Below are 14,596 nucleotides of genomic sequence, written 5' to 3'. Positions count from 1 at the left end.
ACTATCACTGTCCAGAGCCTGCCCCTCAGCACCCTTTAAAAATCGCGCATAAAAAAAGGGCGACCGAAGTCGCCCCAATGCCTTGCGTGCCTGTGAATCCGGATTCAGCGCGGCGGTTTGCGGCGCGCGTCTCTCCAGATGAAATAAGCGAACCCGGCGCAGAACAGCAGCATCAGCCCCACGGTACCGATGCCGGCGAGAACCACTCCATCGACGAACATGCTGCCTCCTGCACCTGTTGTTCGGGTATGGGGCTACGTTAACAGCGCTGCGCCGCGCGCCATTGACCCAGATCAAGGGCAACGCACGGCCTGCCGAAACAGTCAGGGATCATGAGGAGATGCGGAACGGGAAATCTGCGCACGTACCTATGAGCTGGATACGCAACAGGAGGGAAACGAAGCAGAGAGCCCACTCCGTCAGGGAAAAATACTGCTCAGCGCTTCTTTGGCTTCTTGACCTTCTTCTTGCCTTTGGGCAGCGGCAGCGCTTGCTCGAAGGCATTGCGCATGTCCTCGAGCTTTTTGTCACGCAGGTCGTGAATGCGCTTGTCGCGCTCGGCGGCAAAGTCGATCAGCTTTACATCGTTACTCATAGCGGCGCCCGGATCAGACGAAATGTAAGGTTCAGGCGCGGCGCGCACGGCTTGCGCGTTTTCGCCACCTGGTGCTGCCAATGATGCTGCGTCTGGCCGCCCATGACCAGTAGCGAGCCGTGCGCCAGCATCAGCGAATGGGCAATGCGGGTGTGGCCCTTGCGGCGCAGGTCGAAGCGCCGCTCGCCGCCCAGGCTCAGGGAAACCACCAGCGGGTCTTCGCCCAGCTCGCGCTCGTCGTCGCTGTGCCAGCCCATGGAATCCTGGCCATTGCGGTAGTAGTTGAGCAGCGCGCCATTGAGCGGCCGCTCCAGCGTGTCGACCAGGCGCTGGCGGATCTCGGCGAGCAGCGGCGTCCAGGGCAGCGGCTGATGCACCACCCCGGAATAGCGATAACGGGCCTCGGCGTCGCCATACCAGGCCAACAGCCGTGGCACTGGATGACGCTTGCCAAACAGCACCACCTCGGGCTGCTGCCACGGCGTCTCGCGGACCAGTTGGTCGAGCCAGTGATCGGCCGTGGCGCGGTCGAGCCAGGCGGGCAGGTACGTCAGGTCAGCGTCGGGCAGATTCAGATCGGATGGGTCGAACAGAGCGCCCTGGGCGCTGGAGGCGGGGTCAACGTTGCTCACACTTCAACATCCACCCACAGCCCCTGGCGGGGCAACTGGTCGATGGCAGGCTCATCCTGTTCATCCACGTCGCCTTCGGCCAGCTCGGCGGCGGTGTAACCACGCCGTTGCCGACGCCGCTGCTCTTCACGCAGGCGCTCTTCGACTTCCTGAGGATGGCGTTTTTCCAATCCGACCGCGTCTTCCTGGGCGGTCTCGGCCGTTGGCGTCACCGGAGCGATTTCCGGGCGCGGCTTGACCACGTCCTGCTGGGCAGTGACCGGAATCAGGCCTTGTGGAATCGGCGGCAACATAAAAGCGCTCCCTTTGTACGCTTGTCGGCAGCCGGGCAGGCAGCTTTAGCGTCGTATCGCTACACTTCTGACCGGGTATCGGTCAGTAAGTGCCAAATCCACACCATGCACCTTTGGCCGAGGGCCGGCGTTTCCGGTACCATAGCCGGCTTTTTCACAGGTGGAGACAGGCAGCATGGCGGAGTATCAACCGGGGCAACGCTGGATCAGCGACAGCGAAGCGGAACTGGGTCTGGGCACCATCCTCATGCAGGACGGCCGCATGCTCACCGTGCTCTACCCGGCCACAGGCGAAACCCGCCAATACGCCACCCGCAATGCGCCGCTGACCCGCGTGCGTTTCTCGCCGGGTGACGAGATCACTCACTTCGAAGGCTGGAAGCTGACCGTGCGCGAAGTCGATGACGTCGACGGCCTGCTGGTCTATCACGGCCTGGATGCGCAGAACCAGAACGTCACCCTGCCGGAAACCCAGCTGTCCAACTTCATTCAATTCCGCCTGGCCAGCGACCGCCTGTTCGCCGGCCAGATCGACCCGCTACCGTGGTTTTCGCTGCGCTACCGCACCCTGGAATTCACCAGCAAGCAGGTGCAGTCCTCGCTGTGGGGCCTGGGTGGCGTGCGCGCCCAACCCATCGCCCACCAGTTGCACATCGCCCGCGAAGTGGCCGACCGCATCGCGCCGCGCGTTCTGCTCGCCGACGAAGTGGGCCTGGGCAAGACCATCGAAGCCGGCCTGGTCATCCACCGCCAACTGCTCAACGGCCGCGCCAACCGTGTGCTGATCTTGGTACCGGAGAACCTGCAGCACCAGTGGCTGGTGGAAATGCGCCGCCGCTTCAACCTTGAAGTCGCGCTGTTCGACGCCGAGCGTTTCATCGAAAGCAACGCCAGCAACCCGTTCGAAGACGCGCAACTGGCCCTGGTCGCGCTGGAATGGCTGTGCGAAGACGAGAAAGCCCAGGACGCGCTGTTCGCCGCCGGCTGGGATCTGATGGTGGTCGACGAAGCCCACCACCTGGTCTGGCACCCGGAAAAGGCCAGCCGCGAATACAGCCTGGTCGAACAGCTCGCCGAAGTCATCCCTGGCGTGCTGCTGCTCACCGCCACCCCGGAACAACTTGGCCAGGACAGCCACTTCGCGCGCCTGCGCCTGCTCGACCCGAACCGCTTCCATGACCTGGAAGCCTTCCGTGCCGAGAGCGCCAACTACCAGCCGGTCGCCGAAGCAGTGCAGGAGCTGCTCGACAAGGGCCGCCTTTCCGATGCCGCGCACAAGACCATCCACGGCTTTCTGGGCGCCGAGGGCGAAGCCTTGCTGGCCGCGGTCGCCGACGGCGATATCGAGGCCAGTGCGCGCCTGACCCGCGAGCTGCTCGACCGCCACGGCACCGGCCGCCTGCTGTTCCGCAACACCCGCGCCGCCGTACAGGGTTTCCCGGAGCGCGAGCTGCACGCCTACCCGCTGCCGAGCCCCAACGAATACATGGAGCTGCCGCTGGGCGAACACGCCGAGCTGTACCCGGAAGTCAGCTACCAGGGCCAGGCGGACATCGAGGAAGAGCAGCGCTGGTGGCGCTTCGACCCGCGCGTCGAGTGGCTGATCGATACCCTGAAGATGCTCAAGAAATTCAAGGTCCTGGTCATCTGCGCTCACGCCGAAACCGCCATGGATCTGGAAGACGCGCTGCGCGTGCGCTCCGGCATCCCGGCCACGGTGTTCCACGAAGGCATGAGCATCCTCGAGCGTGACCGCGCCGCGGCCTACTTCGCCGACGAAGAATTCGGTGCCCAGGTGCTGATCTGCTCGGAAATCGGCTCCGAAGGCCGCAACTTCCAGTTTGCCCACCACCTCGTGCTGTTCGACCTGCCAGCCCACCCGGATCTGCTCGAGCAGCGCATCGGCCGCCTCGACCGGATCGGCCAGAAGCACAAGATTCAGCTGCACGTGCCGTACATGGAAAACAGCCCACAGGAGCGTCTGTTCCAGTGGTATCACCAGGCACTGAACGCCTTCCTGGCCACCTGCCCGACCGGCAACGCCCTGCAACACCGGTTCGGCAGCCGCCTGCTGCCGATGCTGGAAAACGCCGACGATGGCCAGTGGCAGGCGCTGATCGACGAAGCCACCACCGAGCGTGTGCGCCTGGAAAGTGAGCTGCACGCCGGTCGTGACCGCCTGCTGGAGCTCAACTCCGGCGGCGCGGGTGAAGGTGAAGCGCTGGTCGAAGCGATCCTCGAGCAGGATGACCAGTTCGCCCTGCCGATGTACATGGAGCAGCTGTTCGACGCGTTCGGCATCGACAGCGAGGACCACTCCGATAACGCCCTGATCCTGCGCCCCAGCGAGAAGATGCTCGATGCCAGCTTCCCGCTCGGCGACGACGAAGGCGTGACCATCACCTATGACCGCGACCTGGCCCTGTCGCGTGAAGACATGCAATTCCTCACCTGGGAACACCCCATGGTGCAGGGCGGCATGGACCTGGTGCGCTCCGGCTCGATGGGCAACACCTCGGTGGCGCTGATCAAGAACAAGGCGCTCAAGCCTGGCACCGTGCTGCTCGAGCTGCTCTACGTCAGCGAAGTGGTTGCGCCGCGCAGCCTGCAACTGGGTCGCTATCTGCCACCCGCTGCACTACGCTGCCTGCTCGATGGCAACGGCAATGACCTGGCGAGCAAGGTGTCCTTCGAGACTCTCAACGACCAGCTGGAAAGCGTGCCGCGTGCCAGCGCCAACAAGTTCGTGCAGGCCCAGCGTGACGCCCTCAACCCGCAGATCGCTGCCGGTGAAGCGAAGATCCAGCCGCGCCACATCGAACGCGTGAGCGAAGCCAAGCGTCGCCTGGCAGCCGAGCTGGACGAAGAGCTGGCCCGCCTGACCGCCCTGCAAGCGGTCAACCCGAGCGTGCGTGACAGCGAACTGGCCGCCCTGCGTGAGCAGCGCGAACAGGGCCTAGCGATGCTCGACAAAGCGGCGTTGCGCCTTGAAGCCATTCGGGTACTGGTCGCGGGCTGACCCGTTCTCCTGCCTTCCAAGCGGAGGGCAGGAGCTGGGCCGATTGTCTGAATACCCGTTGGGAGCGTCGCCCCTCGGCCCTCGGCGCGAACGATTGCGGCCATACCGCACCACCGCATCACGGCCACCATTCGCCGCGGGGTCGCGGCTCCTACAAATGATCGCGGCGTCACCACCCATCGTGTAGGAGCGTCGCCCCCGGCGCGAACGATTGCGGCCATACCGCATCACCGCATCACGGCCACCATTCGCCGCGGGGTCGCGGCTCCTACAAGTGATCGCGGCATCACCACCCATCGCGTAGGAGCGTCACCCCCGGCGCGAACGATTGCGGCCTCGCCACGCCACTGGGGCTCAACGCCGCACCTACACGGGTATCGCTTCGCTCAACGCCACCCTGAAAACCACGCTCTATACCATCTGCAACCGCTGCTTGCGCGTCGGTGCCGGATAAGCGCTGTCGATCACCCGCAAATCGTTTTCGCTGAGCTGCAGATCGGCGGCGGCTGCATTCTCTGCCAGATGCCGTGGGTCGCCTGCTTTCGGAATCGCCACTACCCCGGGCTGGCGCAGCGCCCAGGCCAAGGCTACCTGCGCAGTGCTCACGCCGTGCTCCTCAGCCACCTGGCGCAACGCCGGGTTGGCCAGCAGCGCACCGCCCTGCCCCAACGGACAGTAAGCCATCAGCGGCATACCCAGGCGCTGTTGCCTGGGAAGTAGGTCGAACTCCACGCCCCGCTCTTCTGGGTTGTACAGCACCTGGTTGGTCGCGCAGCCAGGCAGATCCTGCTCCTGAAGATCATCCAGATCAAAATTGGAAACGCCCCAGCGGCCGATCTTGCCCTGCTCGCGCAGGCGCTCGAATGCCTCCACCGTTTCCGCCAACGGGTATTGCCCACGCCAGTGCAGCAGATACAGGTCGATGTACTCGGTGCCCAGGCGCTTCAGGCTGCGCTCGCAGGCCGCTGCCACACCCGTGCGAGTGGCGTTGTGCGGATAGACCTTGCTGACCAGCACCACCTGATCACGCTGGCCAGCGATGGCCTCCCCGACCACCTCTTCGGCGCCGCCCTCGCCATACATCTCGGCGGTGTCGATCAGCCGCAGGCCACGCTCGATACCCTCGCGCAACGCCGCCACTTCGCCACGTCGCTGGTCCGGTTTCTCGCCCATGCGCCAGGTGCCCTGGCCGATCACCGGTACCTGAATACCGGCTATTTCCAATGTTCTCATCATGCGTCCTCCTACTGAATGCATGCTGACCCATGCCCGGCACTCAGGTTCATCTCCTTACCTGCCGAGGATTGGCGCGACGCGTCTAGCACACGCCCCCGACTGAGGTTCCGACACGGGTTTTCCGCTCGACGGGCACAGCACAATGTGGTCCAGCGACTACGCTGGAGTTAAAGGACAAGCCAGGGCCACTTCACGATGGGCGCACTATGGCGATCCGACTCAGCACCGCCTGTCAGCGCGCGAAAAGCCGCTACCGCGGTGCAGCTCGAACCTCGGCGGCAGTCCCACGCTGTGCGTTGGGCAGTCGGCATCATCCTGATGTTCGTGCTGGTGGCGGGTGTGGCACTGCTGGTCTATGAACTGCGCACCGCTTACTTCCAGTCCACCGAGCTGAGCCGCTACGCCGCGCAGCTCACTTATCAAGTCGAGAGCGGCTCCAGCGACGCGATCATCTACCCCGGCGCCGGCCCGTTCGACCAACGTATGGGCTACAGCCGCTTGCCCACCTTTATCGAGCGCCTGCAGAGCCGAGGCTTCGAGGTGCTACAGCAGAGCCAGTTCTCTCCCGCGCTGATGCGCTACGCCGAACGGGGCTTCTTTCCGCCGTTCGATGAAAAGGCGCAGACCGGCGTGGCCATCGAAGACTGCCGCGGCACGCCCTTCTACACCGTGCGCAATCCGCGCCAGCGTTACCCCAGCTTCGATGCGATCCCGCCGCTGGTGGTCGGCAGCCTGTTGTTCATCGAAGACCGCAAGCTACTGGCCGGCGAACCCGCCGAGGCCAACCCGGCGGTGGACTGGCCGCGCTTCGTCAAAGCTGCACTGTCGCAGGCCGGCAAGTACGTCGCTATGCAGGATCAGTCTGCCGGTGGCAGCACCCTGGCCACGCAACTGGAGAAGTATCGCCACTCGCCGGATGGCATCACCCACGCACCTGCGGAGAAACTGCGGCAGATGGTTTCCGCCAGCGTGCGCGCCTATCAGGGTGGCCCGCAGACCCTCGAAGCCCGGCAAAACATCGTGCGTGACTACCTCAACAGCGTGCCGCTTTCGGCCGCGCCCGGGCATGGTGAAGTACACGGCCTCGCGGATGGCCTGCGCATCTGGTACGGCGCCGACTTCGCCACCACCAATCGTCTACTCGACCCGCAGCGTTCCGCCGATGCCAGCCTGGCAGAGCGCGGCCTGGCCCTGCGGCAGGTGCTGTCGTTGATGATCGCCCAGCGTCGACCGTCCTACTACCTGTCCCGGGGTCGCGCCGAACTGGCCGAACTGACCGACAGCCACCTGCGCCTGCTGGCCAGTGGCGGCGTGCTGGATGCCGACTTGCGCGACGCCGCCCTGGCGCAACAGGCGACTTACCGCGACTGGCAGACCGACCCCAACCTGCAACTTGTCGACACCGATAAAGGCATCAGCATGGCGCGGGCACGACTGGCGAGCTTGCTCAACTTGTCCTATTACCAGCTCGACCGCCTCGATCTGGATGCTCGCGCCAGCCTCAATTCGGACCTGCAACAGGAGGTCAGCCTGTACCTTGAACAGCTCGCCGACCCACCTTCGCCGAAGCCGTAGGGCTGTTTGGCGACCGCTTGCTGTCGCCCAGCAAGACCGCCGATGTGCGTTACAGCTTCACTCTGTTCGAACGTACCCCCAACGGTAACCAGGTGCGGGTGCAAACCGATAACACCCACCAGCCGTTCGACATCAATGAAGGCAGCAAGCTGGAACTGGGCTCCACCGCCAAACTGCGGGTAATGGCGACCTACCTGGAGGTGATTGCCGAGTTGCATGCGCGGCATGCCGGCATGAGCGCCGCCCAACTGCGCGCCCAGGACGTTGCCGAGCAGGATCTGCTCAGCCGTTGGGCCATCGATTACCTGCTGCGCAACCCCGATGCCGACCTCAGCGGAATGCTCGATGCGGCGCTGGAGCGGCGCTACTCGGCCAGCCCGGCCGAACGCTTCTTCACAGGCGGCGGCCTGCACACCTTCGGTAACTTCCGCCGCGAGGACAACGGCCGGCGACCGACCCTGCGTGAGTCTCTGCAGGAATCAATCAACCTGCCGTTCATTCGCCTGATGCGTGACCTGGTGCGTTACAGCACCTACCAGGCACCGGGCAACAGCGCCGCCCTGCTCAAGGACGACAAGGACCCGCGGCGCCAGGAGTACCTGAGCCGCTTTGCCGACCGCGAAGGCACCACCTTTCTGCTGCGCTTCTGGCGCAAGTACCAGGGGCAGTCTGCACAGCAGCGACTGGACACCTTCATCGGCGGTTTGCGCCTTACCGACACGCGCCTGGCGGCAGTGCACCGCTACCTGATGCCCGATGTCGATAAAGCCACCTTTGCCGGCTTTCTCAAGGCCCACCTGCCGGGTGAGCCGCCAAGTGCCAAGCGCATCGACGATCTTTACACGCGCTACGGGCCGGGCGCGTTCAGCTTGCCGGACCAAGGCTATATCGCCCGGGTTCACCCGCTGGAGTTGTGGCTGCTCGCCTACCTGATCGACCATCCGCAAGCCGCCTTCGATGACGCCGTGACCGCCAGCCGCGACCAGCGCCAGGAAGTCTACGGCTGGCTGTTCAAGAGCCGCCACAAGAGCGCACGGGACAGCCGCATTCGCATCATGCTGGAGGTCGAAGCGTTTCTCGACATTCACCAGCGCTGGCAAAATCTGGGTTATCCCTTCGAGTATCTAGTGCCGTCCCTGGCCACGGCCATCGGCAGCTCCGGCGACCGCCCCGCTGCTTTGGCGGAGCTGATCGGCATCATCCAGAACGATGGCCTGCGCCTGCCCACGGTGCGCATCGACAGCCTGCACTTCGCCACTGATACGCCTTACGAAACGCGCTTGGGTCATGTGCTGGAGCCCGGCCGACGGGTAATGGCGCCGGAAGTCGCCGCCGCGTTGCGCGGGGCGCTGTCACAGGTTGTGGATGGCGGCACGGCGCGGCGCCTGCAAGGCACCTTCACCCTGGCCGATGGCAGCCCGCTGACCCTCGGCGGCAAGACCGGCACCGGCGATAACCGCCTGACCAGCGTGGGCCGCGGCGGCCAGGTGATCAGCTCGCGGGTGCAGAACCGCACGGCTACGTTCGTGTTCTTTCTCGGCCCGGATCACTTCGGCACCTTAACCGCCTTCGTGCCCGGCCGCGCAGCAGAAAACTTCCGCTTCACCTCGGCGCTACCGGTACAGGTGCTCAAAGGCATGCAGCCGATTCTTGCCCCCTGCCTGCAAACCGCGGCCCGCACCCTCTGCGCCCCGCCGCCGCAGGAAGCAACCGCGCAACCGGCTCGCTAAAGGCCAGCTTTATAGCCAGTAAAGCGAGCCGCCGTAAAGACAGGCAGCAATGTGGCGGAAGCAGACGTAGGGTGGATGACGCTCTTTTCATCCACCATTGCAATCGCATAGCGGTGGACGGATCGGGCCGCGTAGGTGAGGCGTCATCCACCCTACGTCCGCTATCGCCTTGTTCGCGACGGTCACTACCCCAATAGAAGCTAACGCCTGCGCTGCAGGTACAACGCTTCGACCTTCTCCCGCGCCCACGGCGTTTTGCGCAGAAAGGTCAGGCTCGACTTGATGCTCGGGTCGCTCTTGAAACAGCGGATGTCGATACGCTGGGCCAGACCGTCCCAGCCGTAGTGCTCGACCAGATCGGTGAGGATGGCCTGCAGCGTCAGGCCGTGTAGCGGGTCGTTGGTTGTGCTCATGGGTCTCTCCCTATCGCGGCGCGGCAGCTTACCAGACGACGCTAACGAAAAGGCCCGGACAACCGTCCGGGCCTTTTGACCAACCGGTTACCGAAACGCGATCAGAGATGCGCGTCCTGGTACTCCTTCTCGGCCTCGTCGAAACGCTTGACCATGGTCGGCGTTGCCGGGCGACCGATCTTGCTGAACACCACGATAGCCAGGGTGGCGAGGATGAAGCCCGGGATGATTTCGTAGAGGCCCAGGCCGATGAAGTTCTTCCACACCACCACGGTGACCGCACCAACGACCATGCCGGCCAGCGCGCCGTTGCGGGTCATGCCTTTCCAAACCAGCGAGAGAATCACCACCGGGCCGAAGGCCGCGCCGAAACCAGCCCACGCGTAGGACACCAGGCCCAATACTTTGCTCTCCGGGTTGGAGGCGATGCCGATGGCCACCAGCGCGATCAGCAGCACCATGCCACGGCCGACCCAGACCAGTTCGGTCTGGCTGGCATTCTTGCGCAGGAACGCTTTGTAGAAATCTTCGGTCAGGGCGCTGGACGAAACCAACAGCTGGCAGCTAAGGGTGCTCATCACCGCCGCCAGAATGGCCGACAGGATCAGGCCGGCGATCCACGGGTTGAAGAGGATCTTGGTCAGTTCGATGAACACGCGCTCGCTGTTCTCACCGACAGGACCGGCCAATGCCGGGTTGTTGGCGAAGTAGGCAATACCGAAGAAGCCGACAGCTACTGCACCACCCAGGCTGAGGATCATCCAGGTCATGCCGATGCGCCGAGCGGCCGGAATCGACTTCACCGAATCAGCCGCCATGAAGCGCACGAGGATGTGCGGCTGGCCGAAATAGCCCAGGCCCCAGGCCAGCAGCGAGATGATGGCAACGAAGGACAGGCCGCGGAACATATCGAAGTTGGCCGGGTTGGCCTGCTCGATGGTCACCATGGCGGCATCGAAATCGCCCAGGGCGAGGATCACGAAAACCGGGGTGATCAACAGCGCGAAAATCATCAGCGTCGCCTGCACGGTGTCGGTCCAGCTCACCGCGAGGAAGCCGCCCACGAACACGTAGAGGATAGTTGCCGCCGCACCGACCCACAGGGCGGTGTCGTAGCTCATGCCGAAGGTCGACTCGAACAGGCGGGCGCCAGCGACCACGCCGGATGCGCAGTAGATAGTGAAGAACACCAGAATCACCAGCGCCGAGAAGATGCGCAGCAGCTTGCTGCTGTCTTCGAAACGATGGGTGAAGAAGTCAGGCAGGGTCAGCGCATTGTTGTTGTGCTCGGTGTGCACACGCAGGCGGCCGGCAACGAACAGCCAGTTCAGCCATGCACCGAGGATCAGGCCAATGGCGATCCAGCTTTCAGATATACCGGCGATGAAAATGGCGCCTGGCAGGCCCATCAGCAGCCAGCCGCTCATGTCGGACGCGCCGGCAGACAGCGCCGTGACGAAGCTGCCGAGGCTGCGGCCACCGAGGATGTAGTCGGAGAAATTCTTGGTCGCGCGGTAGGCAATGAATCCGATCAGCACCATGGCCAGGATATAGACCACGAAGGTGACCAGCATGGGAGTACTTGCAGTCATTGGGGAATGCCCCTCTCGTTTGTTTTTATTCGAACCGGGGGTTGCCCGGCCCAGTTGGCACATCACGACCATCGGTCACGGTCGTGCTCCAGATAAGCCATTCTTCTAACAGCAGATGGCGTTACCGATTCGGGGCATCAGCCCCCAATAGCAAAACGGGCGGAAACCTGATGATTCCCGCCCGCTTGTGATTACTCGTCGCCCAGCGACAGCAGTGAGGCGTTACCGCCCACCGCCGTGGTATTCACAGAGGTGGTGCGCTCGTTGACGAAGCGCAACAGGTAGCTCGGGCCGCCGGCTTTCGGGCCAGTACCGGACAGGCCGCAGCCGCCGAATGGCTGTACGCCGACCACCGCGCCGATCTGGTTACGGTTCACGTAAAGGTTGCCGACGCGCGCCAGGCTTTCGATGCGGGCGGCAGTTTCCTCGTTTCGGCTGTGGATGCCAAGGGTCAATCCATAGCCCGTGGCGTTGATGGCGGCCACCACCTTCTCCAGATCGGCGGCGTCATAGCGCACCACGTGCAGCACCGGGCCAAACTGCTCCTTCTTCAGCTCATCGATCCCGCCGATCTCGAACGCCACCGGTGCGATGAAATGGCCGTTCAGATCGGCACGCAGCGAGGCTTCGGCAATCAGCTTGCCTTCGCCCTTGAGCTGATTGATATGCGTCAGCAAACCTTCACGGGCCTCGGCATCGATCACCGGGCCAATGTCGTTCTCGCGCAGATGGGTCGGGCCGATCTTCAGTTCGGCCATGGCGCCTTTGAGCAGGTCGATCACCCGGTCGGCGATATCACGCTGCACATACAGCACGCGCAGTGCCGAGCAGCGCTGACCGGCGCTGGTGAACGCCGAGCCGACGGCATCCTTGACCACCTGCTCGGGCAGTGCGGTGGAGTCGACGATCATCGCGTTCTGGCCACCGGTCTCGGCGATCAGGGTGGCGATCATGCCGTCCTTCTCGGCCAACTGGCGGTTGATGATGCGCGCCGTGTCGGTGGAGCCGGTGAAGCACACGCCGGCCACACGCGGGTCGCGGCAGAAAACACCACCAAGGGTGGCGCCGTCACCGGGCAGAAAGGCGATCACATCCTTTGGCAGGCCGGCGTCGAACATCAATTCCAGAGCGCGGGCGGCGATCAGACTGGTCTGCTCGGCCGGTTTGGCCAGCACCACGTTACCCGCCACCAGCGCAGCGCTGATCTGGCCCAGGTAAATGGCCAGCGGGAAGTTCCACGGGCTGACGCAGACGAAAATGCCGCGGCCTTCATGGAACAGCTCGTTGCGCTCGCCAGTCGGGCCCTTGAGCTCTTCGCGGCCTAGCTTGAGGCGTGCCTGCTGCGCGTAGTAACGGCAGAAATCCACCGCCTCGCGCACTTCGTCGATGCCGTCCTGCATGGACTTGCCCGCTTCCACGGTGCACAGCGCCATCAACTCGGCACGGTTGCTTTCCAGCAGATCAGCGAGGCGCTCGAGAATGCTCGCGCGTTCATCGATAGCGACGGCATTCCAGCGCGGCCAGGCGGCGCTCAGGCCATCCAGCGCCTGGGCGGCCTGGGCGGCGGTGGCGAACTGGGCGGTGCCGACCAGCTTGTTCAGGTCATAAGGGCAGCGAACTTCCTCGGCGGTGCCGCTCAAGGTCTGGCCGTTGATCACCGGGGCAGCCTGCCATTGACGGTCGAGTTGCGGCGTGTAGGCGTTTTCGAGTTCGGTCAGCGATTTCTGGATATTCATGTTGATGCCCTGAGAATTTTTCCGTGTGCCCCCGTACAGCGCTGGCGGAAGCGGGATTTTGTTATTGCCGAGGCTGGCGAATTTGCTCAGCTGGGTGACCGGGTGATCGATCAGCGACTCGACCGGCACGCTCGGGTCGACCAACTGGTGCACGAACGAGGAGTTGGCGCCGTTCTCAAGCAGGCGGCGCACCAGGTATGGCAGCAGATCCTTGTGGGCACCGACCGGCGCATAAATACGCACCGTCTTGCGGTGTTTCTCCAGCACGGTGTCGTACAGCGCATCGCCCATGCCGTGCAGGCGCTGGAACTCGAACTCGCGCGGCGACGCCTGCTCGGCGGCCATGGCCAGGATGCAGCTGACGGTGTGCGCGTTATGGCTGGCGAATTGCGGGTAGATCACACCCCGAGTGAACTCGCTGAGCAGGTAACGGGCGCAAGCCAGATAGGACGTATCGGTGCCTTCCTTGCGGGTGAACACCGGGTAGCCATCGAGGCCCCACACCTGGCACTGCTTGATCTCGCTGTCCCAGTAGGCGCCCTTGACCAGGCGCAGCGGCATCTTCTCGCCGAGTTCTTTGCCCAGCAGGGTCAGCCAGACCAGCACCGGCAGACAGCGCTTGGAGTACGCCTGGATCACCAGCCCGAACTCGCCCCAGCCAGCAACGGCCGGATCACGCAGCAGCTTCTCGTAGAGTTCCAGAGACAGTTCGAGGCGATCCGCCTCCTCCGCGTCCACGGAGATCCCGACGTTCAGCTTGCGCGCACGGATCACCAGCTCGCGCACATTGGCGAACAGCTCGGTCAGCACGCGCTCGCGCTGGGCCACTTCGTAACGCGGGTGCAGCGCCGAGAGCTTGATCGAGATCGACGGCTTGGGGCCTGGACCAACCTGCGGCTCGGCGCCGACGGTGTCGATGGCCTTGCGGTAGTCGGCCATGTATTTCTCGGCGTCTTCGGCGGTCAGCGCCGCTTCACCGAGCATATCGAAGGAGTAGGTGTAGCCCTTCTCGCGCTCCGGGCGACCGTTCTTCAGCGCTTCGCTGATGGTGCGACCCAGCACGAACTGCTTGCCCATCAGCTTCATGGCCTGGTTCATCGCCGCGCGGATCACCGGCTCGCCGGAACGCTGGATCAGCCGGCCAAGCACGTTCTTCGGACGACCATCAGCGGTCTGCGGGTCCACGACCTTGCCAGTCATCACCAGGCCCCAGGCCGCGAAGTTGACCAGCACGCTGTCGCTCTTGCCCAGGTGGCGTTCCCACTCGGCGGCGTTGAGCTTGTCGCGGATCAGCGCATCGGCGGTCGCCGCATCCGGCACCCGCAGCAGCGCTTCGGCCAGGCACATCAGCATCAGGCCTTCCTGGGTATCCAGGCTGTACTGGCGCAGCAATGCGTCGAGGGTATCGACGGCGTTGTCACGGCTGCGTACGTCCTGAATCAGGCTGCGCGCCTGCTGGCGAACACTCTCGATACCGGCAGCGCCGGGGTCGGCAAGCTGCAGCAGCTCGCCCAGGTAGGCGGCCTCGTCAACGTTGTAGTTGGCGCTGATGGTGGGGAAGAAATCGGCGGCCTTGGCAGCGGAGATCCGGTCGAGGAACTCCTGGTGCAAGACGTGACTGGCTTTGAACATCACGCCCATCCTCTTGTAGGGATTATGTATGGGGGTACCCCTGCTTTGGGTCTAGCCCAGATACGGTGATCTGGCGATCCCGGCTTGCAGAAGCGGATGGCGGAATGTAGAGGCAGATGGAGGATGGTTTCTTGCGAAAAGCT

General features: G+C 64.0%; 9 protein-coding genes and 1 pseudogene. 2 read left to right on the top strand and 8 right to left on the bottom strand.

The genetic code is table 11. The features are described 5' to 3' along the window. Positions 1-104: 104 nt before the first annotated feature. The 4 genes from ccoM to BLS60_RS02750 form a co-directional block, all read right to left on the bottom strand. The gene (ccoM, locus tag BLS60_RS21700) at positions 105-221 is read right to left on the bottom strand and encodes a cytochrome c oxidase subunit CcoM (protein WP_276325639.1); all 117 of its coding nucleotides are present in this window, start codon (positions 219-221) and stop codon (positions 105-107) included. Positions 222-436: 215 nt separating this feature from the next. Continuing rightward, the gene (locus BLS60_RS21440; protein ID WP_092364347.1) at positions 437-595 is read right to left on the bottom strand and encodes a hypothetical protein; all 159 of its coding nucleotides are present in this window, start codon (positions 593-595) and stop codon (positions 437-439) included. Next, positions 592-1,188 (bottom strand): alpha-ketoglutarate-dependent dioxygenase AlkB family protein, encoded by a 597-nt coding sequence (locus tag BLS60_RS02755; RefSeq protein WP_092365298.1) that lies wholly within the window; start codon positions 1,186-1,188, stop codon positions 592-594. The genes BLS60_RS21440 and BLS60_RS02755 overlap by 4 nt, the downstream gene beginning before the upstream one ends. Positions 1,189-1,223: 35 nt before the next feature. After that, the gene (locus BLS60_RS02750) at positions 1,224-1,520 is read right to left on the bottom strand and encodes an aspartate-semialdehyde dehydrogenase (RefSeq protein WP_070881669.1); all 297 of its coding nucleotides are present in this window, start codon (positions 1,518-1,520) and stop codon (positions 1,224-1,226) included. A gap of 175 nt (positions 1,521-1,695) precedes the next feature. Between BLS60_RS02750 and rapA the strand changes: the two genes are divergently transcribed. Beyond that, positions 1,696-4,539, top strand: coding sequence for an RNA polymerase-associated protein RapA (rapA, locus tag BLS60_RS02745; protein WP_092364344.1), 2,844 nt, complete (start codon positions 1,696-1,698; stop codon positions 4,537-4,539). 411 nt (positions 4,540-4,950) lie between these two features. Here the strand turns inward: rapA and BLS60_RS02740 are convergent, their stop codons facing one another. Next, positions 4,951-5,772, bottom strand: coding sequence for an aldo/keto reductase (locus tag BLS60_RS02740; RefSeq protein WP_092365295.1), 822 nt, complete (start codon positions 5,770-5,772; stop codon positions 4,951-4,953). Between the two features lie 198 nt (positions 5,773-5,970). Between BLS60_RS02740 and BLS60_RS02735 the strand changes: the two are divergent. Next, positions 5,971-9,080 (top strand): annotated as a pseudogene (locus BLS60_RS02735) (transglycosylase domain-containing protein). 200 nt (positions 9,081-9,280) lie between these two features. On the opposite strand, the gene BLS60_RS02730 reads toward BLS60_RS02735, so the two are convergent. From BLS60_RS02730 to putA, 3 genes are all read right to left on the bottom strand, one after another. Further along, positions 9,281-9,493, bottom strand: coding sequence for a VF530 family protein (locus BLS60_RS02730; protein ID WP_092364341.1), 213 nt, complete (start codon positions 9,491-9,493; stop codon positions 9,281-9,283). 101 nt (positions 9,494-9,594) lie between these two features. Continuing rightward, on the bottom strand, positions 9,595-11,085 hold the full coding sequence (gene putP / locus BLS60_RS02725) for a sodium/proline symporter PutP (protein ID WP_092364338.1): 1,491 nt from the start codon (positions 11,083-11,085) through the stop codon (positions 9,595-9,597). Between the two features lie 191 nt (positions 11,086-11,276). Continuing rightward, the gene (gene putA / locus BLS60_RS02720; RefSeq protein ID WP_092364335.1) at positions 11,277-14,453 is read right to left on the bottom strand and encodes a bifunctional proline dehydrogenase/L-glutamate gamma-semialdehyde dehydrogenase PutA; all 3,177 of its coding nucleotides are present in this window, start codon (positions 14,451-14,453) and stop codon (positions 11,277-11,279) included. Positions 14,454-14,596: the final 143 nt, after the last annotated feature.

The organism is Phytopseudomonas seleniipraecipitans (assembly GCF_900102335.1).
Classification (GTDB): domain Bacteria; phylum Pseudomonadota; class Gammaproteobacteria; order Pseudomonadales; family Pseudomonadaceae; genus Aquipseudomonas; species Aquipseudomonas seleniipraecipitans.
The sequence above is the reverse complement of the archived record's forward strand: the minus strand, read 5'-3'. Positions and strand labels throughout refer to the sequence as shown.

Bases quoted from the DNA above. Each gene is read 5' to 3' on its own strand.
- ccoM (WP_276325639.1), bottom strand. From the start codon at position 221: ATGTTCGTCGATGGAGTGGTTCTCGCCGGCATCGGTACCGTGGGGCTG.
- BLS60_RS21440 (WP_092364347.1), bottom strand. From the start codon at position 595: ATGAGTAACGATGTAAAGCTGATCGACTTTGCCGCCGAGCGCGACAAG.
- BLS60_RS02750 (WP_070881669.1), bottom strand. From the start codon at position 1,520: ATGTTGCCGCCGATTCCACAAGGCCTGATTCCGGTCACTGCCCAGCAG.
- rapA (WP_092364344.1), top strand. From the start codon at position 1,696: ATGGCGGAGTATCAACCGGGGCAACGCTGGATCAGCGACAGCGAAGCG.
- BLS60_RS02740 (WP_092365295.1), bottom strand. From the start codon at position 5,772: ATGAGAACATTGGAAATAGCCGGTATTCAGGTACCGGTGATCGGCCAG.
- BLS60_RS02730 (WP_092364341.1), bottom strand. From the start codon at position 9,493: ATGAGCACAACCAACGACCCGCTACACGGCCTGACGCTGCAGGCCATC.
- putP (WP_092364338.1), bottom strand. From the start codon at position 11,085: ATGACTGCAAGTACTCCCATGCTGGTCACCTTCGTGGTCTATATCCTG.
- putA (WP_092364335.1), bottom strand. From the start codon at position 14,453: ATGTTCAAAGCCAGTCACGTCTTGCACCAGGAGTTCCTCGACCGGATC.